The organism is Novosphingobium sp. PC22D (genome assembly GCF_002556635.1).
In the GTDB taxonomy this organism is placed as follows: domain Bacteria; phylum Pseudomonadota; class Alphaproteobacteria; order Sphingomonadales; family Sphingomonadaceae; genus Novosphingobium.
In genome coordinates this window covers 56,512-80,832 of sequence record NZ_MWMO01000019.1, presented here as the reverse complement: position 1 = coordinate 80,832, position 24,321 = coordinate 56,512, and the positions used below count along the sequence as shown (strand labels likewise).

General features: G+C 65.7%; 21 protein-coding genes and 3 pseudogenes. 16 read left to right on the top strand and 8 right to left on the bottom strand.

Annotated features, from left to right (window positions below):
• The coding region (locus B2G71_RS20805; RefSeq protein WP_206049471.1) for a WD40 repeat domain-containing protein at positions 1–3,041 on the bottom strand (3,041 nt) is incomplete at its 3' end.
• 105 nt (positions 3,042–3,146) lie between these two features.
• Here B2G71_RS20805 and B2G71_RS20800 point away from each other — a divergent pair.
• Together B2G71_RS20800 and B2G71_RS20795 are read left to right on the top strand one after the other, a co-directional pair.
• Positions 3,147–3,713, top strand: coding sequence for a recombinase family protein (locus tag B2G71_RS20800; RefSeq protein WP_098108577.1), 567 nt, complete (start codon positions 3,147–3,149; stop codon positions 3,711–3,713).
• Positions 3,710–3,913 carry a hypothetical protein gene (locus tag B2G71_RS20795; RefSeq protein ID WP_098108576.1) on the top strand — a complete coding sequence of 68 codons (204 nt, stop codon included), beginning with the start codon at positions 3,710–3,712 and terminating at the stop codon, positions 3,911–3,913. The genes B2G71_RS20800 and B2G71_RS20795 overlap by 4 nt, the downstream gene beginning before the upstream one ends.
• A gap of 424 nt (positions 3,914–4,337) precedes the next feature.
• Here B2G71_RS20795 and B2G71_RS20790 read toward each other — a convergent pair whose 3' ends face one another.
• Complete coding sequence (locus B2G71_RS20790) at positions 4,338–5,714, bottom strand: hypothetical protein (RefSeq protein ID WP_168176432.1); 1,377 nt, start codon at positions 5,712–5,714, stop codon at positions 4,338–4,340.
• Between the two features lie 170 nt (positions 5,715–5,884).
• On the opposite strand from B2G71_RS20790, the gene B2G71_RS20785 reads away from it, so the two are divergent.
• Positions 5,885–6,595, top strand: a complete 711-nt coding sequence (locus B2G71_RS20785) for a thermonuclease family protein (RefSeq protein WP_168176431.1) — start codon at positions 5,885–5,887, stop codon at positions 6,593–6,595.
• A 6-nt stretch (positions 6,596–6,601) separates the two neighbouring features.
• Here the strand turns inward: B2G71_RS20785 and B2G71_RS20780 are convergent, their stop codons facing one another.
• Both B2G71_RS20780 and B2G71_RS23870 read right to left on the bottom strand, forming a co-directional pair.
• Complete coding sequence (locus B2G71_RS20780) at positions 6,602–6,790, bottom strand: hypothetical protein (RefSeq protein ID WP_141521648.1); 189 nt, start codon at positions 6,788–6,790, stop codon at positions 6,602–6,604.
• A 7-nt stretch (positions 6,791–6,797) separates the two neighbouring features.
• Entirely contained in the window at positions 6,798–7,001 is a 204-nt protein-coding gene (locus B2G71_RS23870; protein ID WP_141521647.1) for a hypothetical protein, read from the bottom strand.
• 149 nt (positions 7,002–7,150) lie between these two features.
• Here B2G71_RS23870 and B2G71_RS20775 point away from each other — a divergent pair, with 149 nt between their 5' ends.
• From B2G71_RS20775 to B2G71_RS20750, 6 genes and pseudogenes are all read left to right on the top strand, one after another.
• Entirely contained in the window at positions 7,151–7,636 is a 486-nt protein-coding gene (locus tag B2G71_RS20775) for a GIY-YIG nuclease family protein (RefSeq protein WP_098108572.1), read from the top strand.
• A gap of 402 nt (positions 7,637–8,038) precedes the next feature.
• Positions 8,039–8,266, top strand: coding sequence for an Arm DNA-binding domain-containing protein (locus B2G71_RS24365; protein ID WP_098108571.1), 228 nt, complete (start codon positions 8,039–8,041; stop codon positions 8,264–8,266).
• Positions 8,267–8,980: 714 nt separating this feature from the next.
• Complete coding sequence (locus tag B2G71_RS20765) at positions 8,981–9,262, top strand: 3-hydroxyacyl-CoA dehydrogenase family protein (RefSeq protein WP_206049472.1); 282 nt, start codon at positions 8,981–8,983, stop codon at positions 9,260–9,262.
• A 16-nt stretch (positions 9,263–9,278) separates the two neighbouring features.
• A pseudogene (locus tag B2G71_RS24630) lies at positions 9,279–9,695 on the top strand (SDR family NAD(P)-dependent oxidoreductase); the annotation flags it as partial.
• 40 nt (positions 9,696–9,735) lie between these two features.
• Positions 9,736–10,440, top strand: coding sequence for a PA domain-containing protein (locus B2G71_RS24625; RefSeq protein ID WP_240530262.1), 705 nt, complete (start codon positions 9,736–9,738; stop codon positions 10,438–10,440).
• Between the two features lie 96 nt (positions 10,441–10,536).
• The gene (locus tag B2G71_RS20750) at positions 10,537–10,800 is read left to right on the top strand and encodes a hypothetical protein (protein WP_098108567.1); all 264 of its coding nucleotides are present in this window, start codon (positions 10,537–10,539) and stop codon (positions 10,798–10,800) included.
• Positions 10,801–10,812: 12 nt separating this feature from the next.
• Here B2G71_RS20750 and B2G71_RS20745 read toward each other — a convergent pair whose 3' ends face one another.
• Positions 10,813–11,859: a glycosyltransferase family 2 protein gene (locus B2G71_RS20745; RefSeq protein WP_206049470.1), complete on the bottom strand. Its 1,047-nt coding sequence runs from the start codon at positions 11,857–11,859 to the stop codon at positions 10,813–10,815.
• Positions 11,860–12,096: 237 nt separating this feature from the next.
• On the opposite strand from B2G71_RS20745, the gene B2G71_RS20740 reads away from it, so the two are divergent.
• The 3 genes from B2G71_RS20740 (at position 12,097) to B2G71_RS20730 (ending at position 16,715) form a co-directional block, all read left to right on the top strand.
• Positions 12,097–13,590, top strand: coding sequence for a hypothetical protein (locus B2G71_RS20740; RefSeq protein ID WP_098108566.1), 1,494 nt, complete (start codon positions 12,097–12,099; stop codon positions 13,588–13,590).
• A 96-nt stretch (positions 13,591–13,686) separates the two neighbouring features.
• On the top strand, positions 13,687–15,594 hold the full coding sequence (locus B2G71_RS20735) for a hypothetical protein (RefSeq protein ID WP_141521646.1): 1,908 nt from the start codon (positions 13,687–13,689) through the stop codon (positions 15,592–15,594).
• Entirely contained in the window at positions 15,594–16,715 is a 1,122-nt protein-coding gene (locus tag B2G71_RS20730; RefSeq protein WP_098108564.1) for a glycosyltransferase, read from the top strand. Before B2G71_RS20735 ends, B2G71_RS20730 begins: the two co-directional genes overlap by 1 nt.
• 5 nt (positions 16,716–16,720) lie before the next feature.
• Here the strand turns inward: B2G71_RS20730 and B2G71_RS20725 are convergent, their stop codons facing one another.
• Both B2G71_RS20725 and B2G71_RS23865 read right to left on the bottom strand, forming a co-directional pair.
• The gene (locus B2G71_RS20725) at positions 16,721–17,767 is read right to left on the bottom strand and encodes a glycosyltransferase (RefSeq protein ID WP_168176429.1); all 1,047 of its coding nucleotides are present in this window, start codon (positions 17,765–17,767) and stop codon (positions 16,721–16,723) included.
• Positions 17,764–19,029, bottom strand: coding sequence for a hypothetical protein (locus tag B2G71_RS23865; protein WP_141521645.1), 1,266 nt, complete (start codon positions 19,027–19,029; stop codon positions 17,764–17,766). The genes B2G71_RS20725 and B2G71_RS23865 overlap by 4 nt, the downstream gene beginning before the upstream one ends.
• A 38-nt stretch (positions 19,030–19,067) precedes the next feature.
• Here B2G71_RS23865 and B2G71_RS20715 point away from each other — a divergent pair, with 38 nt between their 5' ends.
• Positions 19,068–19,856, top strand: coding sequence for a methyltransferase domain-containing protein (locus B2G71_RS20715; RefSeq protein WP_098108561.1), 789 nt, complete (start codon positions 19,068–19,070; stop codon positions 19,854–19,856).
• 11 nt (positions 19,857–19,867) lie between these two features.
• Here the strand turns inward: B2G71_RS20715 and B2G71_RS20710 are convergent, their stop codons facing one another.
• A complete protein-coding gene (locus tag B2G71_RS20710) occupies positions 19,868–21,169 on the bottom strand; it encodes a hypothetical protein (protein ID WP_098108560.1) in 1,302 nt (433 codons plus the stop codon).
• A 350-nt stretch (positions 21,170–21,519) separates the two neighbouring features.
• On the opposite strand from B2G71_RS20710, the pseudogene B2G71_RS24620 reads away from it, so the two are divergent.
• The 3 genes and pseudogenes from B2G71_RS24620 to B2G71_RS20700 all read left to right on the top strand — a co-directional run.
• Positions 21,520–21,777, top strand: a pseudogene (locus B2G71_RS24620) (site-specific integrase); the annotation flags it as partial.
• 18 nt (positions 21,778–21,795) lie between these two features.
• Positions 21,796–21,924, top strand: a pseudogene (locus B2G71_RS24360) (transposase); the annotation flags it as partial.
• A gap of 758 nt (positions 21,925–22,682) precedes the next feature.
• Entirely contained in the window at positions 22,683–24,317 is a 1,635-nt protein-coding gene (locus B2G71_RS20700; RefSeq protein WP_098108558.1) for an AMP-binding protein, read from the top strand.
• Positions 24,318–24,321 lie beyond the last annotated feature (4 nt).

Genomic DNA, 24,321 nt, shown 5'->3' with positions numbered 1-24,321 from the left:
TCCCAGAGCCGCAGCGTCCCGTCTCTGCTCCACGAGAGAATGCGCTTGCCGTCGAGCGCCCGCGCGCCGTTGATCGCGTCCGTGTGGCCTTCCATGGGCGCACCGAGGGGGTGTCCCTCAAAGTCCCAGAGCCGCAGCGTCCCGTCTAGGCTGCACGAGAGGATACGCTTGCCGTCGAGCGCCCGCGCGCCGTTGATCGCATCCGTGTGGCCTTCCATGGGCACGCCGATGGGGTTTCCCTCGAAGTCCCAGAGCCGCAGCGTCCCGTCTAGGCTGCACGAGAGGATGCGCCCGCCGTCGAGCGCCCGCGCGCCGTTGATCGCATCCGTGTGACCTTCCATGGGCACGCCGAGGGGGCGTCCCTCGAAGTCCCAGAGCCGCAGCGTCCCGTCTCTGCTCCACGAGAGAATGCGCTTGCCGTCGAGCGCCCGCGCGCCGTTGATCGCTTCCGTGTGGCCTTCCATGGGCACGCCGAGGGGGTGTCCCTCGGGGTCCCAGAGCCGCAGCGTCCTGTCTTGGCTCCACGAGAGGATGCGCCCGCCGTCGAGCGCCCGCGCGCCTTTGACCGGACCCGTGTGCCCTTCCATCCTACCCTTCTCCGGCTGCCTATGGCTAAAATGCCCAGGCAGGGCAGCACGTTGTTTAAACTGTGCCAGTTTGTCCGGCCAAAGACCGCTAATAAATGAACCGTTGTGAGCTTGAGACAAAATCGAGTAGTCGCGACTGATCAGTTCAAACCATGAGCGCAAGTGGCTTTGATCTTTCCAGATTTCCTGCGCTTGGAGTAGAACTTGCAAAACTGAACTGAGACGGCCGCGAACCCCACGCTCGCCAAGATAACCCGCATCAAACAGAGGGGCCACTGCCTCCGTCATGGCAACGGTCGGAGGTGACGCATCTGCGCCGTCGAGCAAATGCTCCACCCCGGATTGTGTCGCGTATTCGGAAGGGTTTGATTGCCACAGTCTGCAAAATTCGAGCAGGTACGTGCGCGCGCTTTCAGTCCGGTATTCGAGAACGCGTGCGAACACTTCTGCTAAACGTGGGTGGACGAACTGAAGGCGGATGCCCCCGTCATCACGCTGTTGGATCATCCAGCGCGCAACCCGGTGATTGAGTGCGTTCAGATTGATTGTCGAGACATCGACGTGAGCCTTGCGTGCCAGACCGATGACGCGGTCAATGTCCCGGACACTGATTGGTGATTTCGTGACTGTCAGCAATGCCAATACGAATTGTGCGCCACTTGACCATTCAACTTCGCCGTCAAGCGTGTCGAGCTGGGTCCTAACGTACTCGTCGAAGGGTTCGGGCAATTCACCAATCTCGACCAGCATTTCGTCAGCCGTCGCGCCATCCGCGAGCCTCGCATGCACGTCTTCGATCAGATAGGACAGAAAGAGCGGGATGCCGTCGCAAGCTCTTTCCAGCTTCGCAGCCATTCTGGTCGCTGTCTCGTAATCGATGTGACCAACAAAATCTTCGAGCCACCATGTGATGTCCGCAATCCGCATCGGGTTCAGAACGATGCGACGGGTTTCGATGTTCGGGCGCGGGATGAGCCAGCCTTTGAGGGCTCTGGGTTCCTCAAGCCCGGAAGCCCGGCACGAAACCACAAGATGAACCCCGTGCCCCAGACGGTCCGGCAGGATTTGCGAAAGTCTGTCACTGTTGGCTTCGTCAAGGCCATCCAGAAACAGGACAAGTCGCTGGCCTTCGTCCCGATCCTGCTTCAGGTGATGATGCAGCCAGTCAGCAAGGGCGCGCTCGTTTAGTTCGGGGCGCTGTTCGACGTCGAAGATCGCCGCCAGTTGTGCAACCAGATGGCCGAAGATGTCGATTTCATCGACAGTCCGCAGTTCCTGCGAGAGAATGAAATGCCGGACGACTACATCGCCTGCGTCAATGCGCCGCCGTACGAGGTTGGCCATTAGCGCGGATTTGCCCATGCCGGGCGGGGCGGTGATGATCATCAGGGAGGAGCCGTGCCGGATAATGTGATTTTCGACATCGGCTATCGGTTCGCGGCGGCCAAGGAAGCGCATCGACCTGCGACTGAAGATCCTTGACACTTCTTCGGCTGGGCGAGAAGCCTGAAACTGGTCGCGTGGGAAACGCGCATCGAGCAGGTGCTGAAGGTTCTCTTCGAACGCCGACATGTCATCCCGAACCGCTCCACGAAGAAACGCAGCCAGTTCATTGGTGTCAGTCGAAGCCGAGGCGCGGGCAGCAATCTCGCGGTCGATCCTGTCGAACCGCTCTCCCAGATCGCCAGCCATCTGCCTGATCAGGGCAACGGCGCCCGACAACCCGGTGTCAAGCTTATGCAGGCGGTCAAACAGGACCACAGTCTTGAGGCGATCATCGGATTTTATGGCTTCGATGAAAAAGGCCTGAGCCGCTGACTGCCAGCAGACAGTGTTTCCCTCCATCATGAACGCGGCCCTGAAATCCGGCGGCGCCGAATGCCTGATCGCTAATTCCAGTTCTTCGAGTGTGTGCCTCTCGGCAGACTTCAGGAGGTCGAGGAAATCCTCGTGCCGAAGAGCGCTATCATTTCGGCGGGCTGTGGGGATAACCTCTTCAAGATACTGCGCAACCGGCTCTCCCAACAAAAACTCGGCATCATCGGTATCGCGCCGCTGGCGGGAAACATAGTCTAGTGCATCGTCAACAAACGCTTCCTCTGAAGGCATGTCGTGCGCCGTCGGGTCCGCTCTGATCTGGTCCCGGTATTGGAGGAGTATGTAGCGGATGCCATCAAGTTGCGCACGGCGAGCTTCCCGTGCAAAATCATGGTTCAAGGGGAGGCGCCCGTTGCGCGCTGCATTCTTGAGCGCGTTCGCTACGCTATCAAAAGCGCCATACGCGGCGTCATACGCAACATTTCCGGCAATGCCCCCGCCCAAGGTCGATGCGAAGGTCGCCAGTGCGGTGGTGGTGGCGACGGCTGCCCCAGCCTCCCCACCCAAAGCCGTAGCGGCGACAAGACCGCCGGTACCCACACCAAAACTGATAAGTCCCCGGACGAAGTTTCTCAAGATTGCTTCCTTAAAACTTCTTACTTTACAGCATGTTAGGCAGGTTTTTCGTTTATCTTATTCTCAGCCTCCTGTATTGTGGCAGGACATCGGGGGGGCGCCAAGTTGCTTGTCGGGTATTGCAGAACTTCTACGGCAGAGCAGGTCGCAGGACTTGAAGCACAGGATCGCGACCTGCGTGCAACGGGTTGCACGAAGCTCTTCTCTGAACAGGTTTCTTCCGTCTCGGAGCGGGCTCAACTTGTAGCCGCCCTCGATTTCGTTCGCGAGGGAGACAGCCTTGTCGTCACCCGTCTGGACAGGCTCGCACGCTCGACTGCGGACCTGCTCTCGATCATCGCAATTCTGGAACGCAAGGGCGTGGCGCTGCGCATCCTCGATTTCGGCGGGGATGCAGTGGATACAGGATCGCCATCGGGACGCCTCATCGTCACCATGTTCGGCGCGGTTGCACAGTTCGAGCGCGAGCTACTGCTCCAGCGGCAGCGAGAGGGCATCGAGAAGGCGAAGCGGGAGGGGAAGTATCGGGGACGTGCGCCGACAGCCCGGCGACGGGGGCGCGAGGTGCACCAGTTGCATGCCTCCGGCCTCGGTGCGTCCGAGATTGCCGGGCGGCTCCGCATAAGCCGCAGTTCAGTCTATCGCATCCTCGCCGACGCCAAGACGGCATGACGTCAGTTACCGCGCAGCGCATCGGCAGGGTCATGGCCGGTCTGGAAGACCTTCACGCCATCGCGGCGGATGCGCTCGGCACTGAAGAACCCGGCGACCTTGAGCGCGTCCTTCTGGACCAGCTACTGTCTGGACTGGCCGACCTGATCGCGGATGTCCCTCGCGAGGAGCATTGTGGGGACCATGTCAGTGGCTCCTAGCCGACGTCCTTGGGAGACGGACTACAATGGCTGGACATGGGAGGAGCGGTGCGCCGTGACGCCACTACAGAACGCGCTGTTCCTCTCGGGCCGACTGGCCCGGCCAGTCCGATGCTCAATCTGCCGCTTCAGCGATCCGAGCCGGATCACCGGCAGTGGCTACATCTTCGCTCACACGGAGAACTACGCGCGTTACGCCGACCTCTATCCGTGTTGCAAACGCTGTCATGCTGCGGTCCATGCCCGTTTCCGCGATCCCGCTCGATGGCAGGGAGTGCTGGCCCGGCATTTCCGATCCGGTGAGTGGTTCACGATGCTCAGCCTCGATCCGGCATGCCAATGGCAACCCTACGGAGTGACTTACCCTCAAGGTCTACCTGTGCCGTTCGCGGGCCTTCGCAGACTGGACCGGCCTCGCGACTAGCTAAGCTGCCTGTTCCGCCGAAATCACGGCAAGCAGTTCAAGCCCCGCGTTGTAGAGAGCCATTCGTCGTTCCCGATGCTGCCTCGTTGTCCCGTCGGGCAGTATTTCGCGAAGGTCTTGCCTGCCGCAGGTGAGGTAGGCGATAATGAGCTTGTGCTTGGCATCCGACAGGTTCGGTGGAGTGGCCCGGTTGTAGTATCGGACAGCAGCCAGTTCAGCCAAGCGGCACGCCTCCCAGCTTTCCCGCGTACGCCACATCGGATAGGCTCGGGCAAGATGGCTGATCTTGCTTTCGACCTCACCGATTTCTTCGTCGGTCAGCACGGTGGATCGCTCGACGATCAAGTGTTCGGCCAGTTTTCGGCCATTCGGCTCCCAGTTGAGCCGATGCCTGATTGCGCTCCCCCAGTGGCTCGCGAACTGCACAGGAAGATGTCTGCTGGTGAACGCAACGGTGTCGTTGATCCTTAGCGCCAGCGGTCCGGCTTCGAGCCCTTGGGCCACTTCCTCCAGTTGTGCTGCCCATCGCGCAACGTCCTCTTGTCCCCTTCCTAGGATGAGGATGTTGTCGGCATAGGTCACCACCTGGCCCATGCAGGCCGTGTCGAGCAGCGAACGGATAATGACCTCGCCAACGACCGGGGACGTCGCGGCACCCAGAGAAAGCCCCACCAGACCACTGGCGGAAGGATCGTCGTCCTCACTGCAGACCACCAAGGCATCGTCCAGTCCTCTACGGACTGCATGGTCCCAGACGACATTGTCTGTGACTGCCCTTGGCAGTGGTCGCAGCAGGTCCGCCAGACCCGGCGGGCGCATCCTCCCGTAGAAATCGATCAGATCGACTTCTGCCGCGTGGGTGTAGCCTTGCCGGAAGGCGTCTTCGATGGCCTTGAGGGCCATCGGCATCCCCCCGCCAAACAGGAACTGGTCCTGACGGGGAGGATGTAGGGAGCGAAGCACATCAGCAACAAGTAACTGGTGCATGCGCTTCAGAGGCCCGAAATCCTGCACGATCCGCGTGCGCCGGATGGCCCGACCCGAGGTGGCATAGCCATGTCGGACGGGCTCTCGGGAAGGCATGAACGGATTGCACCGGGCCGCAAGAGCCTCGACACATTCTGCATTGGCGGTATCCGGCCTTCGCTTCGCTTTCAGGGCGTCAAAGGCGTACACCACGTGCATGGACCCGGATCGGAGCAGCTTGCGCACCTCGCCATGCCTCTCGCGTCCTGCCAGCGTCGAGAGCCGTGCCAGCCGGTTTCGGTTTCGGCTCCTCAGCGATTGAATGCGTTCGACGAACTCGGGGTCGCGCTCGGCAATAGCCTCGTACCAAGACGTGGTACGTTGAGAAGGGCTGTTGAACCGGGTTGCCATTACAACATCGGTATGCGTGATCACGGATAAAGATTTGCTAACGCGAAGTGCGCGATGTGGTGCGACATCGCCTCATTGCCCAGCCTTCCATCAGCTTGGATGTCTTGGGCAATCTCAACGGTTTGTTTCCTTCCTTCACCTAGGTCTGTGGAATGAGGAGGGCAGCCCCCATGTCCGGTCGAGCCAGATGGTCCAACGCGCTGTTCGCGCTGCTTGCGCTCGTTTCGGTGCCAACGAGCGCGCAGACGATTTCCGGCCCCGCCAAGGCCATTGATGGTGATACGCTGGACATGACCGGCACACGCGTCCGGCTCTTCGGCATCGATGCGCCAGAGAAGGCCCAGACCTGCCAGCGGAACGGCACCGCATGGAACTGTGGCGAAGCTGCCAAGACGCTCGTCGAGACGCTGATTTCAGGCAAGCAGGTGGAATGTGTGGGGCGCGAAACTGACGTCTACGGTCGGCTCGTTGCTGCTTGTACAAGCGGTGGCCTCGATCTTGGCCGTTCCGTCGTGGAGGGTGGCCTTGCTGTCGCTCTACAGGGGCCAGAGAGCGAGTATGGGGCCATTGCAGAGCGGGCAAGGGGCTTCCGGCTCGGCATCTGGGGCTCAGATTTCAAGATGCCGTCCGATTGGCGCGCCGAACATCCGCAGGAAGCGCGTCCGGTCAGGGCTGTCGCGACGGTCGAGAGCCGAACACGCGCCAAGCCGCAGGTCTACCGCAATCAGTTCGGCTGCGCGATCAAGGGAAACCGCAACCGGCGCGGTGAATGGATTTATCACCTCCCCGGCATGCCCTACTACGATCAGACCCGGCCCGAAGAGCTATTCTGCACCGAAGCACAGGCGCTCGCCGCTGGTTATCGCCGTTCCAAAGCCTGAGCAGGGCTAGTCGAGCAGGCGTCCCGGCTCAACACCCAGAGCCGAGGCGAGACGCTCGACCACGTCAATCGCACATTCGCGAGTGCACACCTCGATACTGTTTGCATTCGACCGGCCATTCCCTTCGAAATCGAGGAAGGTCGTGAAGGCGTGGACTGCCATCACTCGCATGTCGGTTTGCTGGAAGCGGTACAACTCAGGTCTATCGAGCGAGGCCGGTTGGGTTCTCAGTGTCATTGTTCCAACGTTGGAACGATTGCCAACCGAAGGTTGAAACTGCGATCAGAGCATAGATGAAAATGCCAATAGCGATGCGCTCGCCCCACTTGCCGAGTGATGCGATGAAACCCATTGCAATGAAGATCCCAAGTATTCCAGCAGTCCAAGCCAAGATGCTCCAGATCAATGCATCCTCCATTCCCGCCTAAGGCGCCATGTACAACCGACTGATTAATAATCTGAGTGCCTCGATGAGATTACGGGCGGTTTCCATCGTGCCCGCTAAGGGGCGATTTCTGGCCTCAGAGGTGGCTCTGTGTCCATTAGGGGTGTCCAATGCTATTTACCCGTCGCGGCCTTGAGCGGGCCGGATTTCAAGGCTGGCGTCCATTCTCGGACATCCATTCCTCTCGCGACTGCCCTACAAGCGGTGGTGTCTATGTCGTTGTGCGAACCGGGACTGACCAGTGCACCGTCATGGCCACAAGCTGCGGCGGGTGGTTCAAGCAGCAAGACCCAACGGTTAGCCCCGATGCGCTTGCTGCGAACTGGGTGACCAATGCCGAATGCCTGTACATCGGCAAGGCCAACAACCTGCACCGCCGCCTGAAGCAGTTCGCCAGCTTTGGCGCAGGAAAGCCCATCGGTCACTGGGGTGGCAGACTGATCTGGCAACTGGCGGACCATCCCCGTTTGCTCGTGGCATGGAAGGAAACGCCCGACCGCGACCCGCTAGCCGTTGAGGCGGAACTGATCCGGACATTCCGGGAAGCTTATGGCAAGCCACCTTTCGCGAATGAGCCTCACAAACTGGGTCGCTGACGACGGCGCTTCAACCGCTATGACGGATGCCCAGCCCAGCGTAAATCCTTGATTTTATTGACAATGGGTTGTCGGCAGCGACCGCAAGTGAGCCATAAAGAGTGGGAATGCCTAAGGGTGTCACACGTTCTGTAACACTTTCGGTTGGAGTATGGTGATTATCTTATTGAAAACGTGCAACTTGTTGCAACTGGGTCTTTCTCCCACCCTCTCCGCCACGGACCATTCCTTAGTGGTCCGCACAAGACCACTGGTCTCGACTTTTTTCCTCCTGAAAACCGACGCTTAACAGACCGGTTCGGCCTCGGCCGTCCGTGCCCGTCCACGCCCATCCACCGATTCGGAGCGCTCAAAACGAGGTACGAGCGGTCGAAAAACGAGGTATTTTCTGGAGATCGAGCCATGCTCACCGATGCCAGGGTGCGCAACGCCAAGCCGCGCCCAAAAGCCTATAAAATCGCTGACGCCAATCGCCTCTTCCTGATGATCACACCCAGCGGTGGCAAGCTCTGGCGTTGGAACTACGAATACGACGGCAAGAACAAGACAATGGCATTTGGAGCCTATCCTCTCGTCTCGCTGGCCGATGCCCGGGCGAAGCGTGACGAGGCGTTCACGATCCTTTCCTAAGGCCACGATCCTGTGGTGGTGAAGCAGCTGCAGAAGGAGGCGAATCTTGAAGCCGGGCGTCAGACCTTCGAGCGCGTGGCGCGCGAGTGGCATGCAAACTCCAGGGCGCAGTGAGCCACCGTCCATGCCAGCGACGTCATTCGTAGCCTTGAGCGCGACGTCTTCGCGACGATCGGCGCCTTGCCTATAGCGCAATTCACCCCGCCGCTGATCCTCGGCGTCCTGCGGGAAATCGAGGCTAGGGGCGATCGAAACCGCCAAGCGCGTCCGGCAGCGCATTTCGGCTGTGTACGTCTACGCCATTGCGCAGGGGATAGCGGCAAGCGACCCCCGCCGAAAAATTGGGCGCTGTCCTCAAGCCCTTGCGCAAGGGCCGGCAGCCGGCGATCACCGAAATCGTGCCACTGCGCAAAATGATCCTGGCCGCCGAGGAGGACAATGCGCGGCCGATCACAAGGCTCGGCCTCAGAATGCTTGCGCTCACCGCAATGCGACCAAGCGAACTTCGCGGTGCCAAGTGGGCCGAATTCGAAGATCTCGACGGCAAGCTTCCATCATGCCTTCCCTCGTTCATATGCTGGACTTTCACGCGCTGGCGAGACCCAGGGCAAGATCGAACGCTGGCACCAGACCCTTAAAAACCGCGTCCTGCTGGAAAACTGCTTCCTGCCCGGCGACCTCGAGACCCAGATCGAGGCGTTCGTCGAGCACCACATGCGCTGCGTCCTGGCGCTGGTCAACGAGGGCGCGAGGATTCTCGGCGAAGGCATCGCCTACCACCCGGTCGACATCGATGTCGTCCACCTCGACGGTTACGGCTTCGCGGCGACGCGCGGCGGGCCGATGTTCTTCGCCGACACGCTCGGTCTGCCCGAAGTCGTCGCCCGCATCCGCAGCTTCGCGCAAGGCCGCCATGGTTGGGCCTGGGAGCCCGCGCCGCTGCCGGTCGAGCTGGCCGATGCGGGCCGGAGCTTCGGCCAGCTCAATTCTCTGTGATCGAAAGGAAATCCCTATGAGCATCGACCTAAGCACGCGCGTCGCGATTGTGACGGGCGCGGGTGCCGGGCTGGGCGCTCAGCACGCGCTGGCGCTGGCGGCCCACGGCGCGCGGGTCGTCGTCAGCGACATGAACGGCGAGGCAGCCGAAGCGGTCTGCGCCCAGATCTGCGCCGCCGGCGGCGAGGCGATCGCCTGCGCGGTCAGCGTCACCGACCTCGCCGCGGTCGAAGCTATGCGCGACGAGGCACTCGCGCGCTGGGGTCGGGTTGACATCCTCGTCAACAACGCCGGCATCCTGCGCGACAAGACCTTCGCCAAGATGTCGATCGACAATTTCCGCGCGGTGATCGAGGTCCACCTGATGGGCTCGGTCAATTGCACCAAGGCGGTGTGGCAGACGATGCGCGACCACAATTATGGGCGCATTGTGTTCAAAATCTCGTTACGCGGTCGAGAAGCAGACCGTCTCGGTGCCCTATTTTACGCCGGCCCGCTGCGAGTTCGTCTGCGGCGAGCACAAGGCCGAAGTCTGGCCGCAGCCGATCGTAGTGCCCACCGGCCCCCGGGGCGTGACCGGGCCGCTCGTCCGCCTCGACGTCAAGGGCCGCTGGCTAGGCGAGATGGCGGGCGCGATCGCGCTCGTCGACCTGCCCGTCGGGCGCTGGTCGACGATGATGGCCAAGCCCGTGCGCGGGCCGGTCGAGGCCGCCTTCGCCGCGGGCGCCAAGGCGGTGGTGGTGATCAGCAACGGCCCCACCGGCAAGATCATCGCGCTCAACACCGATGGCCGCAAGCCGATGTTCTCTAGCCCTGTCGCGCTCCTGGCGCCCAAGCAGGCCGACGCGTTCCGGGCGGGCGCGATCGAGGGTGCGAGCGCTACGCTCCATCTCGAAGGCGAGGGCGGGCGCCGTCCGGCATTCAACTTCGGCGGCCGTCTCGACCGCGGCAAGGGCCGCTGGCTCGCGATCTCGACCCCGCGGTCGGGCTGGTTCACCTGCGCGGGCGAGCGCGGCCCAGGCATCACCGCCTGGCTCTGGCTGGCGCGCTGGGCGGTCCAGGCGGTGTCCGACCACGATCTCGCCTTCATCTGCAACTTGGGGCACGAGTATGAGTATCTCGGCGCCGCCGAAGCCAAGGCGAAGATCGCCCCGCCGGTCGCGCAGACCCGGTTCTGACTGCATCTGGGCGCAAATGCCTGCGCGCGCGATTGGCACGAGCTGCCCACCAGCCTGCGGCCGCTGCCGGGGACCGATTCGCAGCGTTTCCTGTCGGTGACGCCCGACCTGCTCCCCAGCTCCCCGCCGCGCGGCGCAGCTTCGCTGGTCGGCTTCGAAGCGCTCTGGTCGAGCGACGACATGGCCGCCGGCGAGCAGACCGAGATCCTCGCCGCGGGATACAAGACGGTCGCCGGGGTTTTCGACATCCACCGCTACCACCACGTCGTGCTCCACACCGCGCAATGCGTGATCGCCAGCGAGTTCGCCGCGACCGCGGCAGCGTTCCAGTCTTTCGTCGCGGGGATCGTCGCCGCCTGAGGCGGATAGACTCTATTCGCTCCGGTCGCGCTGTTCGAGCGCGTGGAGCCGCTCGAGCGTCTGTTCGAGCAGCTTGCGGTTGGCGCCGATGAGGTCGGCGAGCAGGCCGAACATCGCCGCGACTGTGCCGAGCGTGAGCAGCCCCGCGCCGAGCACGATCGACTGCACGTGGCCCCCGCCATCGCCGATCGCGAAGAAAAAGAGGAAGCGCACCAGCGGCAGCAGCCCGAGCAGCGCGAGCCCCGCGCCGATCAGCGCGAAGACCTTGAGCGGGTTGTACATCGCATAGGCGCGCAGCATCGTCGTGCTGGTCGACAGGATGAAGTGCGGGATCGAGTTGAAGAGCCGCGAGGGGCGGATTGGCCCGTTGGTCCGCACTGGCACCGAAGTCACCGCCATGCGCTTGCGCCCGGCCTGGATGAGCATTTCGGTGGTGTACGAGAACTCGGAGGTCACCGTCAGCCTCCGCGCCGCCTCGCGGCTGACCGCGCGGAAACCCGAGACCGCGTCCTGGATCTCGACGCGCGAGAGCCAGCGCACGGTAGCGCTGCCGAGAACCTGGAGCTGGCGCTTGGTCCAGCCGAAATGCGCGTTGCGCTCCACCCCGCGGTCGCCAACGACGACGTCGGCGCGGCCGTCGAGCACGGGCTGGACCAGCGCGGCGATGTCGCCCGCGTGGTACTGGTTATCGGCATCGGTGTTGACGATGATGTCGGCGCCCGCCTCGAGCGCGGCGTGCAGCCCGCTGCGGAAGGCCGCGGCAAGCCCGCGGTTGCGGCGATGGCGCACGATGTGGTGCACGCCCAGGCGCCGCGCGACTTTGCTCGTCCCGTCGCTGCTGCCGTCGTCGATCACCAACCATTCGATCAAGTCGATGCCCACGATTGCGCGGGGCAGCGCCGCGAGCGTCTCGGGCAGCGACTGCGCTTCGTTGTAACAGGGGATCTGGATGATCAGCTTGATCGGGCGCGGTGCCGGGTTCGCGGCGATCTTGAGCTCGGGAAACGCCTCGTCGGCAGGGACGCGCGGCCAGTTGGTCGGTTCGCTGTGCGAGGTCATTCGTCCTGTGCTCCACGTCGCTGCGAAGCCGCCGGGCGCGCCTTCCGCAAGGCCGGGCACGCGGGGTGACTTCGTGTCGATCGGGTTCTATTCGCCGATTAGTTAAAGATTAACCAAGGCGGGCGAGAATAGGCGCGCTGGTGGAGCAGGGGGGGCTTCCCGCCGGCCGATTTTGCAGGCAATGGGGGCGCAGTGGCAAGGGGCGACACGTATGATGGCGCGGGATCGCCGGCATCCATGGCGGCACCGCGCGGTGAAAAGTGGCCGGTTGCAGCGCTGCTCGCCGTCGTGGTCTGCGCGCTGCTGTTCTACCCGGCGCAGCGGCTCAACCACGACAGCAGCTGGTTTCTCGTCGCGACGCGCAAGTTCTTCGGCGGCGAGCAGCTCTACGTCGATATTTTAGAGACCAACCCGCCGCTCGCGTTCTTCCTGACCGAGCCCGCACTCTACCTCGCAGACCTGACCGGACTGAGCGAGGCGAGTGCGTTCGCGCTGACGGTGATCCTGGCGGCGTGGCTCTCGGGCCTCTCGACCATCGCGCTCCTGCGCCGCGCCTCCATCACGCCGGGCGAGCGGGCGGCGCTGCTGATGGCGGGCTTGGCGATCCTGTTTCTGCTCCCGCTCGGCGAGTTCGGCCAGCGCGAGCACCTGTTCCTGATTTTTGCCATGCCCTATGTCCTTGCTGCCGGCCTCGGGCGCGAGCGGCTGGGCCTCTCGCCCGGCGCTGAGATCGCAATCGGCCTATGGGCTTTCCTCGGGGTCGGACTGAAGCCCTATTTCGTGCTCGTGCCCCTCGCGATGACGCTCGCCGGGCCGCCCCGGCGCCTGCCGCATCGGATCATCGCCCTGCCGAACTTCGCGCTGGGCCTCGCGCTCCTTGCCTATGCTGGACTCAGCTACCTTGCCTTTCCGGTCTATTTCGAGCGGCTCCTGCCTCTCCTGCTCGAGGTCTATGCGGGCATTGGCGACGATGCCGCAACCGTCTGGCGCCGCCCCGAGATCGTCGGGCTGGGCCTCGCCGCGCTGCTCTGCCGGCGCGAGCGGGCCTGGCAGGACGGGGCGAGCCTGCGCTTCCTCGCAGCGGCACTGGGCGGTGCTGCGGTCTATCTCGTGCAGTTCAAGGGCTGGAACTACCAGATCCTGCCGATGTCCGGGCTCATGGTGCTGGCGACGCTCTGGCTGGTCGCCGAGCGGCGGTTGTTCGCGCGGCGCGCGGGGCTCTCGCTCGGGCTTGCGGCGGCGGTGCTGGTCGCGACGCTAGGCACGCAGATCGCGCTCGGGCCCTATCGCTCGCTTACCGCCGATCACTTCGCGCGGTTCTCGCACGGGCCGGGCGAAAGCGTGCTGGTGCTCTCGACCAATCTCTCGGCCGCCTTTCCCTTCGTCAACGAGGTCCGGGCGACCTGGGCAAGCCGCTATCCGCTCCAGTGGCAGATTCCCGGCCCGGTCCGCGCGCTGCGCGATACCGACTGCGTCGCCGCGCCGCGTGCCTGCGCGCGCAGCAGGGCGATCCTGGACGACGCGCGCGCGGCGATCGTCGCGGACATCGCGCGCTATCGTCCCGATCTGGTGTTCATCGACGAGCGCACAAAGAAATCTTACTTCGCGGGCGCGCGGTTCGACTACCTCGCGTTTCTCTCGCGCGATGCCCGGTTCGCGCGCGACTGGCGCGCCTACCGCAAGGTCGGCGCGGTCCCGGGCTATTCGGTCTGGCAGCGTGCGGGGACCTGAACCGCGCGAGAGCATAGTTTACGAGGATTTAACAAGCCGCCGGGTAGGACGAGGCATTGCAGGGGCAAGGGCAGGGCCGGGCGAGCGATGACGGATATGAGCGTTCGGATGCAGGATCGGGGGGCGATCGCGGTCCTTACCGGGATCGATCGGTGCAGCTTGGCCCTGGTGCTGCTGGCATTGTTCACGCTGGCAGGCGGCTTCCTGGCGAGCACTGGATACTTTACCGTCGACGAAGCGATCTACGCCGCCGGAGCGCGCGCGTTTGCCGCCAGCGGCAATTTCGTCATCGACAACGGCCTGCCGGCGCTCGATTTTCCCGACCAGCACTTGTGGTTCTTCGCCGAGGGTCCCGAGGGCCTCGTCCCGCAGTATCCGGTGGGCCAGGCGATCGCTGCGGCGCCGTTCTACGCGCTGCTGGGCGAGCGCGGCTTCATCCTGCTGAACACGCTCGCCGGGATCGCGATGATCTTCGTGCTGCCGCGCATGGCAGCGAAGTGGTTCGGCGACGAGCGCGCGGCGCTGGTCGCGCTCGCATTGCTGCTGGGCGCGACGTTCTGGATCGAATTCGTCTTCGCGCTCTGGCCGCACGCGGTGACCGTGCTGTGCGTCACGCTCGCCTTGACATGGCTGCGCGCCGGCCTTGACGCCGAGACCGGCTTTGCGCGCAAGGCCTGCGGAGTGGGCGCGGCGGTCGGGTGCGCCATGCTGTTTCGCGCCGACACCGCGCTTGCGCTCGTCGGCGTCGGCGCGGTAGCAGTGCTGCTCGCGCGCCGCCCGTTTCGCCTGCTGACCTGTATCGGTCTTGGCGTCGCGCCCTTCCTGGCCTTCGCGGCGCTCGCCAATCTGGTGAAGTTCGGCAGCCTCAATCCGGTGAGCTACGGGCAGGCCGCCGACGGCGGGACGGACCTCGGCGCGCATCTCGTCCCCGTCGTGGCGCTGCTCCTCGTCGGCCTCGGCGCGGGCGTCGCGAGGCTGACCGGATGGCGACCCGGGTGGCGCGTCTGCGTGGCGGGCGGGGTTCTCGCAGTCCTTGCCCTGCTGATCGTGCCCGAGGCGCGCGGCCTTGCGACACGCTACGTTGTCGGAGCCTGGGCGCTGACCGGAGATGCGACGACGATCGTCGACACGCGCTTCGGCATGACCTCGCTGCCGGGCGGCCTGTTCGCCTTCAATGGCCTGTGGAAGAAGGCGCTTGGCCAGTCGATGCCCTGGCTCGGCATTCTCGCGCTCGCGCCGTTCCTGCCCGCGGACCGGCATGTGCGGCGCTCGCAACTGGCGATCGCGATCTTCGCCGCGATCTGGACGCTGCCGTTCTTCCTCAGGAGCTGGCACGGCGGGATGGGGAGCAACATGCGCTACTTCCTGCCGCTCGTCCCGCTCCTGTGCGCGATGGCGGCCAAGGTTCTCGTGGACCTGTGCCGGCTCGTGCCCGATCCGGTGCGCGCGCTGCGGCTCGGCGCGATCGGCGGTGCGGCGGCCGTCCTTGGCTGGGCGCTGCTCCACCCGACCGGGATGCCGGGCGCGGAGCAGATCCTCTCGACCTGGCTGCTGCTCGGGGTAACCGGGCTCTTTCTCTACGCTGGCCTTGCCGGCCGGCACCGCGCGCTGGCGCTGGCGGCTGTGGGCGCGGGACTCGTCGCCTCGACGATCTTCGCCTATCGCGATGTCTCGCAGAGCCAGTGGATGCGGGCCCAGGGCGAGCGCACCGCTGTCGAACTCGCACACCTTCCGGACAACGCGTTGGTCTATGCCCCGACTCGGTTCCTGACCGGCTGGGCCTTCCGCCCCGGCCACGTCGCCGCGCTGCCCGACTATCATTCGCACCGTCTCGACCCCGCCCTCATCCGCGCCGCGCAGGCGCGCGGGATGCGCGTGTTCGTCTGGTCCGAAATGCTCGCCGAGGACCGCACGCCCCCGCCGGGGCCCCTGCGCCACTGGAGCGGATCGCGCGCGGTCGCGGTGGAGGAGATCGTGCCCGAGAGGCTGACCGCACAACAGTGATGACGCGCAAGCCCGTCACCCTGATCGCGCCGGTCGCGCCCTTTCGCGGGGGCATCGCGCGGCACAGCGACGCGGTCGCGCAGGCGCTGGCGCAGGACCCGCCGGTCGATCTCGCGGTCGAGAGCTTCGCGCGGCTCTATCCGGGCTGGCTTTACCCGGGCGAGAGCGACCGTGATCCGGCGCGTCGCGACGTCGTGCCCGGAGCCGCCAAAGTGCACCGCCGCCTCGACACGCTCAATCCGCTGACCTGGCGGCGCCTGGCTGAGCGGGTCAGCGCGCGCGGCGGTCTCGCCATAATCCCGGCCTGGACCTTCTTCGTCGCGCCAGCGCTCGGTACGGTGGCGCGGCATCTGCGCGCGCGAGGCCTCCGGGTGGTGACGATGGTCCACAACGCGGCCGACCACGACGGCGGCCGGTGGAAGGCGGGCGTCTCTCACTGGCAACTCGCGGCCTCCGACGGCTTCGTCGTGCACTCTCAGCATGTTGCCGACCAGTTGCGCACGGCGGGGCACCGCCAGCCGGTGCTCTGCCTGCCGCATCCCGCGTACGACGACTATCCCGCGCCGACCGGCGCTTTGCCGCGCGAGCATGCGCTCGAGCTGCTCTGCTTCGGCCTCGTGCGGTGCTACAAGGGCGTCGACCTGGCGCTGCGTGCCCTGGTGCGCGCCGAGGTGCGCGACGTGCGCCTAACCATCGCGGGGGAGATCTGGGAAGATGGCGAGGCCATTCGCAGCCTCGCCGGGACAATGCGCGAAGGCGTGCGCGTCGAGCTCATCGACCGCTATGTCTCGGACCAGGAGGCGGCCGAGCTCTTCGCGCGCTGCGACGCGGTGCTCGCGCCCTATCGCGCCGCGACGGGATCGGGCGTCGCCGCGCTCGCGCGCCACTACCGCCGCTCGCTCGTCGCTAGCGCGGTCGACGGGCTGAGCGAATGCGTCAAGGAGGGCGAGGACGGCTGGCTCTTCCCGGCGGGCGACGAGGCCGCGCTGGCCGCGCTGCTCTCCGGCCCGGTGCACCGCGAGGCCGCGCAGGCGATGCACGCGCACATGCATGCTCCAAACCCCGGTGAGGGCTGGAAAGACTTCACGGCGCAGATCGTGGTGTTCGCCGAGCGCCTCTGACCGCATCAGAATCGGCCGATGTTGCGCAGGACCTTGCGCGCCCTCCCCGGATTACCTGCCACCGCGCGCATGAGCGGGGCGAGGTGGCCGCGCGCGTGATAGAGGAACGCGGCGGTCGCGCTCGGGTTGCGCAGCCCCGATCCGCGCGAGAGCACCGCGTCGGCGAGCAGTCCCGCCGCGGTCCGACGCACCCAATTGCGATGGAAGGCGCTCGGTGCCTGTGCGAGGTCGTGCGCGAGCATGGCATCGCACCCGGCGACCGCGGCGCGGATCGTCGTCCGGTCCGCCGCGGCTTCGTAGGCGAACAGCGCGAGCAGCGGCTGCAATTGTTCGACCAGCGCGGCGGGCAGGCGGCGCGCGAGGTTCGCCTCGCCGGTCCTGCGGCAGTTGGCGGCCTGCTCGCGGCGCTTGGTGACCGTGATCGCGCCCGCGTGGCGGCGGTATCGCACGAGCACCTCGGGCAACACCGCGGTCCTGCCCTGGAGCGCGAGCCGCGACCAGAAGTCGAAGTCCTGCGCGGTGCGGAAGCTCTCGTCGTAGAGGTTCGCTGTGCCGTCGTCGCGCAGGCGCCGGAAGAAATATGTCGGATGCGGCGCGGGCGGGTTGAACCCGCCGAGCCAGCGGACCTGCCAGTCATCCAGCGGCTCGCGCGTGGTCGCAAGGATCTGGCCCGACCCGTCGACGAGGTGATGCCCGCAGGCGACGGCGACGTGGTCCCGGTTGTCCTCGAGGAAGCACAACTGCCGCTCGAGCCTTTCGGGCAGGAACGTGTCGTCCGCGTCGATGCGCGCGACGTAAGGCGCCGTCGCCGCGCGCAGGCCCAGGTTGAGTGCGCGCGTGAGGCCGAGGTTCCGGTCCTGCTGGATGATGCGCAGGCGCGGGTCGGTCGCGGCGGCCTGCGCGAGGATCGCGAGCGTGGCGTCGCTCGAGGCATCGTCGACCACCACGAATTCGAAATCGGACAGGCTCTGCGCGGCCACGCTGCGCAAGGTCTCGTGCAAGAACGGCTCGCCGTCGTGCACCGCCATGAGGACGCTGACGCGCGGGCTCACAAGCGCGGGCCTGCGTCTATCCGATAGATCGCGCGGAAGCCCTCGTGCGTGGAATCGACGTAGACCGCGCGGCCATCGGGAGACCAGCGCGGATGGAGGTCGCAGCGCCATTCGTCGACATAGCGCGGATCGGCCGCGAGCGCGCCGATCCGCTGCCGCGCGCCAGGTTCCTCGCCGAAGAGGTAGAGCGTCTGCTCGCCGTAGAGATCGGGATAAGTATCGGTGAGCCAGGTGCTGCCGACAGGGCTGCGGCTCGGGTGCCCGTCGATCAGCGGCGCGCTTTCGAGCAGCGCTGTCACCGCCTCGGTCGCGACGTCGTATAGCCAGTAGCAATGGCCTGCACGCGAGGCGGTGGTATAGGCGATCCGCGCCTCGTCGAGCCACCAGTAGTGCGAGGCGCTGCCGGGCAGCGCGACGCGGCGCAGCTTCGAGCCATCGGTCTCGCCGACCACCGCCTGGACGTCCCAGCGCGACGGATCGTTCGCAGAGTGCATGCGCTTGTGCAGCACGCTGAAGCGCGTGCCGGCGGGGCTGAGCGCGGCGGCGTTGAGGTAATGGAACGCGCCCGGCCGGTCCTCCCCGGCGAGCGCGGCGAAGTCGGAAAGCGGGTAGAGCAGGTCCTGCCGCCCGCTCACGAGATCGACCAGCGTCACCCCGTCGCGGCTCGGCAGGAGTTCGTCCGCGAAGGGATCGGCGATGGCCGGAAAGCCGTAGCCGGGCCGCGCTTTCGCCAGCCGGCCGAAGTTGAGCGCGATGCCGGTCCGCCCGTCGCGCGCGAGGTCGAACACCGGGCCGTCGCACAATGTTTCGCTGGTCGCGCCCTCGCGTGCGGCGACGAAGCAGGGCCGGCCCTTGTGCAGCGCGTTGAAGGCGAGCGTCCAGTCATTCCCGGGCCACCAGCAAAGCCGCGCGCCGAGTTGCCAGCACCACAGCGTGGTGCGCGCCAGTTCGACGAAGCGGCCGTCGTCGAGCGTGAAAAAGCCGACCTTTGCCATGTCGTCCGCGCGGGCCGGGCGGCGTGCAGCCTCGGCGACATGGGCGAGCAGCGCGGCGCTGTCCGCGCTCACTGGCGCGATGTCGTAGTAGCCCATGAACGTCTCGTGGCCGGGCACGCGAAAGCGCTGCGCTTCGACCGCCGAGGGCGTGGCGCCCGAGATCCGCCGCCAGAACCTGAGCGCGGGCGGGATGATCCGGGTGCGCGCGAGCCGTCTTAACGGCTTGGGAACCGCTCCTGCGATAGAGGCGAAGGAATTGTTAGGCATAACCAAGTGCAGCTCTATAGATGCGAAAAGTTGAAGCAATGCAACGACGTTCCAAATCGCCGGGCAAGCTCTATAGCCAGGAATTCCACGCGGATCGCGATGCGCGCACGCGCCTGACGGCCGAGACGATCCTCGGCCAGTTCGCGCGCTGGACCGCGATGGACAGCGTCTGCGACGTCGGTTGCGGCGTGGGCACCTGGCTCGCCGCCGCGCGCGATCTGGGGGCCGGGTGCGTGCAGGGCTTCGAGGGGCCGTGGGGCGAGGCGGTCGAGCTCGTCGTTGAGCGCGGGCTCATCCGGTTCGGCGATCTCCACGAACCCGTCGCGGATACGCGGCGTTATGACCTCGTGATCTCGCTCGAAGTGGCCGAGCACTTGAACGCCGCGCGCGCACCGGGCTTCGTCGCGGACTTGTGCGCGCTGGGCGACGTCGTGCTGTTCTCGGCCGCGATCCCGGGCCAGGGGGGCACGGGCCATGTCAACGAGCAGTGGCAGAGCTACTGGGCGGGGCACTTCGCCGCGCAGGGCTATCAGGCGCACGATGCGATCCGTCCGCTCGTCTGGGACGATGACCAGGTTGCCTGGTGGTATCGCCAGAACATCCTGCTCTATGTGCGCGAGGGATCGCCGGCCGCGACCGCGCTCGCTGGCGCGGGGCTGCGTGCGCCGGTCTATCTCGACCTGGTGCACCCCGCTTACTACACTATGTTCGAAGCCGAGCATGGCCTGCGCCGATTGAAGCGCAAGGCGCGCGACCTGATTCGTTCGGCCTCGCAGCACTTCGACGGGATAGTGCGCAAGCCGTCTGCGGCTGCGCCGAATGGCTAGCGCGGCCCGTTTCAAGCCTCGATCGCGGCAGGTATGCGCCTGCGCCAGACGCCTAGCCAGCACACGAGCTGCGCGGTCACGTTGAACGCGAGCTGGGCCAGCGCGATCCCCGCAATTCCGAGCGCGCCGAGCAGCAGCGCGACCACGAGATAGAACACGATCGTCCCGTAGATGATCGAGCGCAGGAACAGGCCCGATTCGCCCAGCGCGATGGTGAGCGGAAGCTGCGTCACGCCCGACATCAGTACCGCTGCGGCGAACAGCAGGATCACCAGCGTCGGCGCAGCCTCGGCGAAGTCCGGACCGAACAGCAGCCGCAGGCCGAAGGCACCGAGGAAGATCGCCGCCACGCCGAGCAAGGCGGAGGCGGCGCCCGCTGCCAGCCCGATCTTCGCCGCATAACGGATCATCTCAATGGTTTGGCCCTGGGCCGAGAGCCGCGAGATCGGCGCGCTCGCGACTTGCTGGAGCGGCCGGCCGAGCTGGGTCACGACTGCCGCCACGCTCTTCGCTGCGCGCAGCAGGCCGGCTGCGGCGGGGCCGAGCACACCGCCCGCGATCAGCACGTCGGCGTCCTGGCTGAGCAGGCGGATGCCGAAGGTCACGTTGGTTTGCCAGAGCAGCGGCCAGAAGCGCTCCGACCGGGCGATCGCGCCCGCCGCGTCGGCGTGCCTGAGCTTGGTGTAGCCGCGCCGCCGTAGGACGAGGATGCTCCAGCCGATGAAGCCGAGGTTGGCCACCACCTCGCTGCCCAGCCAGACGTAGAGGAACGTCTGCGCCCCCGCACCGAGCGTCCAGGCGACCAGCGAGCCGATGAACAGCAGTACGGCCTGGCCGCTGGGGCGAAGGCCGATCGACCAGAACTGGTCGAAGCAGCGCAGCACCGCCTCGCTCACGCCGAAAGTGCGCGTCAGGATCACCGCGGCGTAGATCGCGGCGGGCCCGAACCAGTCCAACGAGATGCCCGCAAGCGGCCCCGCAAAGGGGAGCAGGACCAGCGCGACCAGCGTGGCGAGCAGTGCGGTCGCCCCGTCGACGAGGAAGCCGGCCTTGATCAGCCCGCAGAAGCGGTCGCGGTTGTCCTCGTGCTCGGCCTCGGCGAGAAATCGGGTGAGGACGTTGACGGACTGGAAGTTGAACAGGCCGTCGATCACTTTGACGTAGGCCTGGATGAGCGCGATCGCGCCGAGCGCGGGAACTTCGAGCGCGCGCGCGGCGATGGCGAGCGCGAGGAACTGGAGAACGCCCGACAGTCCGTTGGTGCTGACGAGCTTGAGCCACCCGGCGATCAGCGTGCGATCGGCTCGCGCCATGTCCTGCCCCGGCTCCTTTCTCAAGGGCCCTGCGACCCGCCCCGCTCCGATCGGAGCGCCCAGGGTGGCATAAGTCCGATGCGCGCCGCCGCCTAGGGGGCGGGCGCCCATTCCCGCCGCGCCATCAAGCCTCCATCGCAGCGGAAACCCTGAATCACGCCCGCCCGCACATCACAAAGCCGTTTATGAGTTTACCGCCTAGCACTACTTTGGCAGATTTGTGTTGACGGTTTTGTTTCCGGGATTGAACGAACCCGCTGACGCGGGAGAGGCGTGAGTATTGGCTGGAATGGCCTCCTGATGGGAAGGTTTGGTTGCTGAAGAGCAACCCCTGACCCGGAGACCATCCCATGGCTGATACCACCACGACAGCGGTGAGCCCGCTGCGCCGCCGTATGATCGACGACATGAGGCTGCGCAACCTGTCGCTCGCGACGCAACGGTCGTATTTGCACGCCGTCACCAAGTTCAGCCGCTATTTCGGGCGCTCGCCAGATCGGCTCGGGCTCGAGGATGTCCGTGCTTTTCAGGTCTATCTCGTGCCGCAGGGGATATCCTGGCCGTCGCTGAACCAGACTGTTTGCGCGTTGCGGTTCTTCTACGGTTTGACGTTGAACCGGGGAGAGATACCCGAGCGGATTGCCTACAGGACCAAGCCCGAGATCGCGCTGGCCGAGATCGACCGGATCCATGCGGGAGGTGTGAGCTTCGGCTGCGTTCTTGCGGATGCAGGGTATGGCATGTCCGCGCCCTTCACCGTGGGCGGCGGTTTCATGACCGAGGAACTGATCGAACAGACGCGCGAGGAACTGGGTGTCGAGGTGCTGCGCATGTATGCGATGGCGGAAAGCATGGCGCATTGCCGGGTGGTGGTGGTCGGCTATCCGGATCGTGTGTTCGGAGAGCGCGCCTGCGCGGTTGTCGAGCCCTATCCGGATGCCAATTTCGACATGGAGACGATGAAGGCGTATCTGCTGGACCAGGGGCTTTCCAAGGAAAAGCTGCCCGAACGCCTGGAAATCCGCACGGCGCTTCCTCTCTCACCCGACGGAAAGATATTGAAGGGAGCCGTCAGGGCAGAGATCGGGACCGACCCGAAGGCCATGGGGGCCGCAGGCGCGTAGCCTATCGGCAGACGAGGTGCCGTCGGACGGTGTCGTCGGAGCACATGCACCGAATGGAAAAGTGATCAGGTGAGGGCGGGCGCCGACGTGCCCCGACTCGGAAGCCCCGTCAGACCGGGGCCTTGAGCACGAAGATCCAGCGGCGCGTCGTCTAGACCTCGGCGCCGAGCGCAACGAGGACGTGCATAATGTTGTCGGAATTCGAGAGGATGAATCCGTTCGCGTCGGGCCGCCTGCCACCGGTCCGCGGGGCCATTGACCACCAAGTGAGAATACCTCGGGATTGGTCTGCCAGCTAGCGATGGCCCGGGCCGATGGCGGACCCGGGCCCCGCGATATTGGTACATTGAACAGTTGGACGGACGCTCGCGCGGGCGCATTGCGTGACAATGGCTATCTCCGCGACCCGCCCGCAATCTCTTCTCAAAGAGCCGCCGCGCCATCTGGCGGAGTGGATCGAAGGCGGCGCTTTCGACGAGCGAACGCTGGCCCAGCACGCCGACGAACTCGCCGAGGCCGATCCCGATTTCGTGGCGCTTGTCGATCGCGATGCCATGTTCACCCGCGCCGAGATCGTGGCCGAGGCGGAGGCGCTCAGCGCCGCGCTGCATGAGCGGGGGCTGCGTCCCGGCGACGTGATCGCGTTCCAGGTGCCGAACTGGCGCGAGACGATCGTGATCAATCTGGCGGCCGCGATGTCGGGCTTCGTGATCAACCCGATCGTGCCGATCTACCGCGACCATGAAGTCTCGCTGATGCTCGAGGATTGCGGCGCCCGTGCCATCTTCGTCGCGGGGACCTTCCGCAAGTTCGATTTCGGCGCGATGGCGCGCCGACTGCGCGAGCGTCTGCCCGAACTTGCCCATGTCTTTACCGTGCGCGGCGCGGGTGCGGACGATTATGCCGCGCTGGTCGCGCAAGGGCGCGGTCGCGGCTTCGCGCGGCCCCGCGTCGATCCGTTCGGAGTGAAGATGGTGCTCTATACCTCGGGCACCACCGGGCGGCCCAAGGGGGTGCTCCATTCGCATGTGGCGATGCCGCGGATACTGGGCGCAAGCTACCGGTTCTGGGGACTGCTCTCGGGCGAGCCGCTGCTGATGCCCTCGCCGGTCACGCACATCTCGGGCTACGCGAACGGTCTCGAGGCGCCGCTGTGCGTGGGAACGCGCACGATCCTGATGGAGAGCTGGAGCGCGGCGGACGCGATCGCGCTGATAGACCGCTACGCGGTCGTCGCCACGATCGCGGCCACGCCGTTCCTCGTCGAGCTCGCGGCGGCGGCCCGCGCGGCGGGGCAGCGCCTGCCCGGCCTGCGCTTCTTCGCCTGCGGCGGCGCGGCGGTTCCCAACGACCTGATCCCGGAGGCCAACAGTGCCTTCGACGCCTGCAAGGCTTTCCGCGTGTTCGGCGCCTCCGAGGTCCCGCTCGTCAGCTTTGGCTGGCCTCGGGACGAGCGCCTCGCCGCCACGACCGACGGCAAGGTGGTCGATTACGACGTGCGTATCGTCGATGCCGACGACAACGCGCTTCCCCTCGGCTCGGAAGGCGAGATCCTGGTGCGCGGCCCGGCGATGATGCTGGGTTATGCCGATGCCGGCCAGACGCGCGAGGCGATCACCGCGGAGGGCTATTTCCGGACCGGCGACCTCGGCGTGCTCTCGCCCGAAGGCGCGATCACGATCACCGGGCGCAAGAAGGACCTGATCATCCGGGGCGGCGAGAACCTGTCGGCCAAGGAGATCGAGGACGTGCTCCACGGCCATCCCGACGTCGGCACGGCGGCGGTCGTGGCGATGCCCCATGCGCGGCTCGGCGAAGGTGTGTGCGCCTATATCGTGCCGAGTGGCGAGACGCGCGACGCGGCGCAGCTCGTCGGGTACGTCGAAGCGAGCGGCCTTGCCAGGCAGAAGATCCCCGAGCGCTTCGAGTTCCGCGACGAACTTCCCGCGACCGCCTCGGGCAAGATCCGCAAGGACCTGCTGCGGGCCGAGATCAAGGCGCTGGTCGAAGCCGAAGGGTCATAGCGCA